The following is a 5,243-nucleotide window of genomic DNA, read 5'->3' as shown; positions in this document are numbered from 1 at the left end:
CGATAGGGCTGGGCCAGGTAATACAAAAAAACTCAGTCCGGAATCGGCAGGCTCAAACTTTCCTTTACCTCTTCCATCACGATATAGCTTTTGGACTCGCGCACATGCGGCAGCTTCAAGAGGATGTCGCCCAGCAGTTTGCGGTACGAAGCCATTTCGGAAATCCGCGCCTTCACCAGATAGTCGAAATCCCCTGACACCAGGTGGCACTCCAGCACGTGCGGCAATTTCAGCACCGCGCGTCGGAACTCTTCGAAAGTATCGCCGGATTTGTAGTCGAGGCTGATCTCGACGAACACCAGCAGACTACCCTTCAAGTGCTGCGGATTCAGCCGGGCGTTGTAGCCCATGATGATCCCCTCACGCTCCAGACGCCGCACCCGCTCGGTGCAAGGCGTGGTGGAGAGCCCGACTTTCTCACCCAGTTCGGTGAATGAAATCCGCCCGTCCGCCTGCAGGATCCGCAAGATGTTGCGGTCGATCTTGTCCAGCTCACGTTTGGTCTGAGTGTTGGTACGCATAGGGGATGCGCCTCCGTGAAAAGGGTTTTTGCCGAGAATTGTCGCCAAATATAGGCGCTTATATAGTGAAAAGCACTGGCATTTATTTTTTACACTGCGCGCATCATTGCTCTAACAACAGACGTACGCGGCACGCCGCGAGAGGGATAAAAAATGCGCGTTATGGTCTTGGGTAGCGGCGTCATCGGTACCGCCAGTGCTTACTATCTGGCCCGTGCCGGGTTTGAAGTGGTGGTGGTCGACCGGCAGCCCGCCGCGGCCATGGAGACCAGCTTCGCCAACGCCGGCCAGGTTTCGCCGGGCTATGCCTCGCCGTGGGCTGCGCCGGGCGTGCCGCTCAAGGCCATCAAGTGGCTGTTGCAGCGCCACGCACCGCTGGCGATCAAGGCCACCGCCGACATCGATCAGTACCTGTGGATGGCGCAGATGCTGCGCAACTGCACCGCCAACCGTTACGCGGTGAACAAGGAGCGCATGGTGCGTCTGTCCGAGTACAGCCGCGACTGCCTCGACGAATTACGCGCCGAAACCGGTATTGCCTACGAAGGCCGCAGCCTCGGTACGACTCAGTTGTTCCGCACCCAGGCTCAGCTGGATGGCGCCGCCAAAGACATCGCCGTGCTGAAAGAGTCCGGCGTACCGTTTGAAGTCCTCGACCGCGCCGGCATCGCCCGCGTCGAGCCGGCACTGGCCAATGTCACCGACATCCTCGCGGGTGCCCTGCGCCTGCCGAACGACCAGACCGGCGATTGCCAGATCTTCACCACCCGTCTCGCCGAAATGGCCGTGAAACTGGGCGTGGAATTCCGTTTCGGTCAGGATATCCAGAAACTCGACTTCGCTGGTGATCGCATCAACGGTGTGTGGATCGATGGCAAGCTGGAAACTGCCGACCGCTACGTGCTGGCCCTCGGCAGCTACTCGCCACAACTGCTCAAGCCGCTGGGCATCAAGGCCCCGGTGTATCCGCTCAAGGGTTACTCGCTGACCGTGCCGATCACCAACCCGGCGATGGCTCCGACTTCGACCATTCTCGACGAGACCTACAAGGTCGCGATCACCCGTTTCGACAACCGCATCCGCGTCGGCGGCATGGCCGAGATTGCCGGTTTTGACCTGTCGCTGAATCCGCGTCGGCGCGAAACCCTGGAGATGATCGTCAACGACCTTTATCCTCAGGGCGGCAATCTGGCCGAGGCGAGTTTCTGGACCGGTCTGCGTCCGACCACGCCGGATGGCACGCCGATCGTCGGCGCCACGCCCTTCAAGAACCTGTTCCTCAACACCGGTCACGGCACCCTCGGTTGGACCATGGCGTGCGGTTCCGGTCGTTTGCTGGCCGACCTGATGGCGAAGAAAAAGCCGCAGATCAGCGCCGAAGGCCTCGATATTTCCCGTTACGGCAATCAAACCCAGGAGTCCGCAAAGCATGGCAATCCAGCGCCAGCTCACCAATGAGCGCATGAGTCAGATCGTCAGCCACAACGGGACGGTATATCTGTCCGGGCAGGTCGGTGATGACTTCAACGCCGGTGTCGAACAGCAGACCCGCGACGTACTGGCCAACATCGAGCGTTTGCTCGACCTGGCCGGCACCGACAAACAGCACCTGTTGTCGGCGACGATTTACCTGAACGACATCGAAGCGCACTTTGCCGCAATGAACTCGGTGTGGGACCAGTGGCTGCCTAAAGGCGCTGCTCCGGCCCGTGCGACCGTTGAAGCGAAAATGGCCAAGCCGAGCATTCTGGTGGAGATTTCCATCGTTGCCGCGCTGCCGTAACTGATTCAAAGATCCCTCTCCCGGCGCTGTTGGCGGTTCACGTCGTCAGCCAGCGCCGGTTTTTCTTCCCATGACCGCCAAGAAGTCTGCTGCCATGCGTCCTGCCCGTGCCCTGATCGACCTTCAAGCCCTGCGTCACAACTACCAAATTGCCCGCGAAGTCACCGGCGCCAAGGCGCTGGCAGTGATCAAGGCCGATGCCTACGGTCACGGCGCGGTGCGCTGCGCCCAGGCGCTGGAAGCCGAGGCCGATGGTTTTGCCGTCGCCTGCATCGAAGAAGCGCTGGAGCTACGCGCTGCCGGTATTCGTGCACCGGTGTTGTTGCTGGAAGGCATCTTTGAGGCCGATGAACTGGCACTGATCGTCGAGCATGATTTCTGGACCGTGGTGCATTCGCTGTGGCAGCTCGAAGCGATCGAGCAGGCTGCGCTGAGCAAGCCGATCACCGTGTGGCTGAAACTCGATTCGGGCATGCACCGCGTGGGCCTGCATCCCAAGGATTACGCGGCCGCGTACCAGCGTCTGCTGGCCAGCGGCAAAGTGGCGAAAATCGTGCTGATGAGCCACTTCGCCCGCGCCGATGAACTGCACGAACAGAGCAGTGCCGATCAGGTGGCGGTGTTCGAGGCTGCGCGTCAGGGCCTGGCGGCCGAAGTCAGTCTGCGCAATTCGCCTGCCGTGCTCGGCTGGCCGCAGATTCACAGCGACTGGGTGCGTCCCGGCATCATGCTCTACGGCGCCACGCCGTTCGAAGAAGCCAACGCTGTGGCCGAGCGCTTGAAACCAGTGATGACCCTCGAATCGAAAGTGATCTGCGTACGTGAGTTGCCCGCCGGCGAGCCGATTGGCTACGGCGCAAAATTCATCACCGACAAGCCAATGCGCATCGGCGTGGTCGCCATGGGTTATGCCGATGGCTACCCTCGTCAGGCGCCGACCGGCACTCCGGTGCTGGTAGCGGGCAAGCGCAGCCGGATTCTCGGTCGCGTTTCGATGGACATGCTCTGCATCGACCTCACCGATGTGCCGGAAGCCGACCTCGGTTCGACCGTCGAGCTGTGGGGTAAAAACATCCTCGCCAGCGAAGTGGCGAAGTGGGCCGACACCATTCCGTACCAGATTTTCTGCAACCTGCGTCGAGTGCCAAGGCTCTATTCCGAGGCTTGAGGCCGCAACGGAGCCCACGTGTTGTAAATACTGAACGCTGTCGCCATGATAACGCTCAATATTTCTACAACATCAGGAGGCTCCAGCCTTGGACGTCGGTGAACGACTGCAATCGATCCGCAAGCTCAAAGGGCTTTCCCAGCGTGAACTCGCCAAACGCGCGGGCGTCACCAACAGCACCATTTCGATGATCGAAAAGAACAGCGTCAGCCCCTCGATCAGTTCGTTGAGGAAGGTGTTGGGCGGCATTCCCATGTCCATGGTCGAGTTCTTTTCCGAAGAGATTCTGCAGGAAAAACCAACCCAGATCGTCTACAAGGCCAACGAGCTGATCGACATTTCCGACGGCGCCGTGACCATGAAGCTGGTCGGCCGCGCGCACCCGAGCCGGGCCATCGCTTTCCTTAATGAAATCTACCCGCCGGGCGCCGATACCGGCGAAGAAATGCTCACCCACGAAGGTGAGGAAACCGGGATTCTGGTGGAAGGTCGTCTGGAACTGGTGGTGGGTCTGGAAACTTTTATTCTCGAAGCCGGCGACAGCTACTACTTTGAAAGTACCAAGCCGCATCGTTTCCGTAATCCGTTCGACTTGCCTGCGCGACTAATCAGCGCAGCCACGCCGGCAAATTTTTGATAAAGAGGTGCCAAGCCATGATGGCAAAGGCATCCGGAGAGTTTTTCTACCGCGCGGTATAACCCCTTCGACTATGGGGTTGTTTCAGTGTGGCGGGCTACCCGCTATACTTCCGCCCGCCTGCGAACCGTGGCCGCAGGCGTGAATAGCCACCATTGAGGGTGAACGCGTGAACCTAATTATGAAAATGCTGGCCGCACCAGCAACCGTACTGGCCCTCTGGGCTGTCAGCGCTCAAGCTGCGACGAACGACGACATTGCCAAACGCCTCGAGCCTGTCGGCCAGGTGTGCGTTCAGGGACAGGAATGCAAGGGAATGGAAGTGGCTGCGACTGCCGGCGGCGGTGGCGGTGCGAAAACCCCGGATGAAGTGATTGCCAAACATTGCAACGCTTGCCACGGCACTGGCCTGTTGGGCGCACCGAAAATCGGTGACGCCGCAGCCTGGAAAGAGCGCGCCGATCACCAGGGCGGCCTCGACGGCATCCTGGCCAAGGCCATCACCGGCATCAACTCCATGCCGCCAAAAGGCACCTGCGCCGACTGTTCGGATGACGAGCTCAAGGGCGCGATCCAGAAGATGTCCGGCCTGAAATAAGCCGCGCTTCTGATGAAAAAAACCGTCTCCGGACGGTTTTTTTGTGCCCGCGATTCAGGCCTGAGGCTGTTCATTGCAGCAAACAACCGGCAATCTCGGTCGTACCTCTATTCACGGAACGGGCGGGAGGCTTCAGATGGTGCAGTTGTGTTCGATCGAACAGGCAGTGGACGACGTACTGGCGCGATTGCCGGCGCATATCCACATGGGCTTGCCACTGGGGCTGGGCAAACCCAATCATTTCGTCAACGCGCTGTACCGGCGGATCAAGGGCCTGCCCGAGCGGCAACTGACGATCTATACCGCCCTGTGCCTGGGTCGCCCGAATCTGGGCGACGGTTTGCAGAAGCGCTTTATCGAACCCTTCGTCGAGCGGGTTTTCGGCGATTATCCGGAATTCGATTTCCTCGCCGACCTGCAGCGCGACAGCCTGCCGGCCAACATCCGCATCGAGCAGTTTTTCATGCAGCCCGGCAGCCTGCTCAACAGCGCGCCGGCCCAGCAAGACTACGTCAGCAGCAACTACAGCCATGCGG

Annotated in this window: 6 protein-coding genes and 1 pseudogene; 6 read left to right on the top strand and 1 reads right to left on the bottom strand. The window is 60.0% G+C overall.

The window, feature by feature from the left end; translation table 11 throughout:
- Positions 1-32: 32 nt before the first annotated feature.
- Positions 33-521 carry an Lrp/AsnC ligand binding domain-containing protein gene (locus F2P67_RS27630; RefSeq protein ID WP_003177284.1) on the bottom strand — a complete coding sequence of 163 codons (489 nt, stop codon included), beginning with the start codon at positions 519-521 and terminating at the stop codon, positions 33-35.
- A gap of 153 nt (positions 522-674) precedes the next feature.
- Here F2P67_RS27630 and dadA point away from each other — a divergent pair, with 153 nt between their 5' ends.
- The 6 genes and pseudogenes from dadA to F2P67_RS27600 form a co-directional block, all read left to right on the top strand.
- Positions 675-1,979: a D-amino acid dehydrogenase gene (gene dadA / locus F2P67_RS27625; protein ID WP_166221795.1), complete on the top strand. Its 1,305-nt coding sequence runs from the start codon at positions 675-677 to the stop codon at positions 1,977-1,979.
- The gene (locus F2P67_RS27620) at positions 1,951-2,304 is read left to right on the top strand and encodes a RidA family protein (protein ID WP_166221793.1); all 354 of its coding nucleotides are present in this window, start codon (positions 1,951-1,953) and stop codon (positions 2,302-2,304) included. Before dadA ends, F2P67_RS27620 begins: the two co-directional genes overlap by 29 nt.
- A gap of 94 nt (positions 2,305-2,398) precedes the next feature.
- On the top strand, positions 2,399-3,472 hold the full coding sequence (gene alr, locus F2P67_RS27615) for an alanine racemase (RefSeq protein WP_166222263.1): 1,074 nt from the start codon (positions 2,399-2,401) through the stop codon (positions 3,470-3,472).
- Positions 3,473-3,560: 88 nt separating this feature from the next.
- Positions 3,561-4,109: a cupin domain-containing protein gene (locus F2P67_RS27610; protein WP_166221791.1), complete on the top strand. Its 549-nt coding sequence runs from the start codon at positions 3,561-3,563 to the stop codon at positions 4,107-4,109.
- A 181-nt stretch (positions 4,110-4,290) separates the two neighbouring features.
- A complete protein-coding gene (locus F2P67_RS27605) occupies positions 4,291-4,707 on the top strand; it encodes a c-type cytochrome (RefSeq protein WP_166222261.1) in 417 nt (138 codons plus the stop codon).
- Positions 4,708-4,843: 136 nt separating this feature from the next.
- Positions 4,844-5,243: pseudogene (locus F2P67_RS27600) on the top strand (acetyl-CoA hydrolase); the annotation flags it as partial.

It is taken from the genome of Pseudomonas atagonensis (assembly GCF_011369485.1).
GTDB classification, from domain to species: domain Bacteria; phylum Pseudomonadota; class Gammaproteobacteria; order Pseudomonadales; family Pseudomonadaceae; genus Aquipseudomonas; species Aquipseudomonas atagonensis.
Note: the sequence above shows the minus strand (reverse complement) of the source record. Positions and strands in the feature narration are given on the sequence as shown.

Coding starts and splice junctions, on each gene's coding strand:
- F2P67_RS27630 (WP_003177284.1), bottom strand. CDS start 521: ATGCGTACCAACACTCAGACCAAACGTGAGCTGGACAAGATCGACCGC.
- dadA (WP_166221795.1), top strand. CDS start 675: ATGCGCGTTATGGTCTTGGGTAGCGGCGTCATCGGTACCGCCAGTGCT.
- F2P67_RS27620 (WP_166221793.1), top strand. CDS start 1,951: ATGGCAATCCAGCGCCAGCTCACCAATGAGCGCATGAGTCAGATCGTC.
- alr (WP_166222263.1), top strand. CDS start 2,399: ATGCGTCCTGCCCGTGCCCTGATCGACCTTCAAGCCCTGCGTCACAAC.
- F2P67_RS27605 (WP_166222261.1), top strand. CDS start 4,291: ATGAAAATGCTGGCCGCACCAGCAACCGTACTGGCCCTCTGGGCTGTC.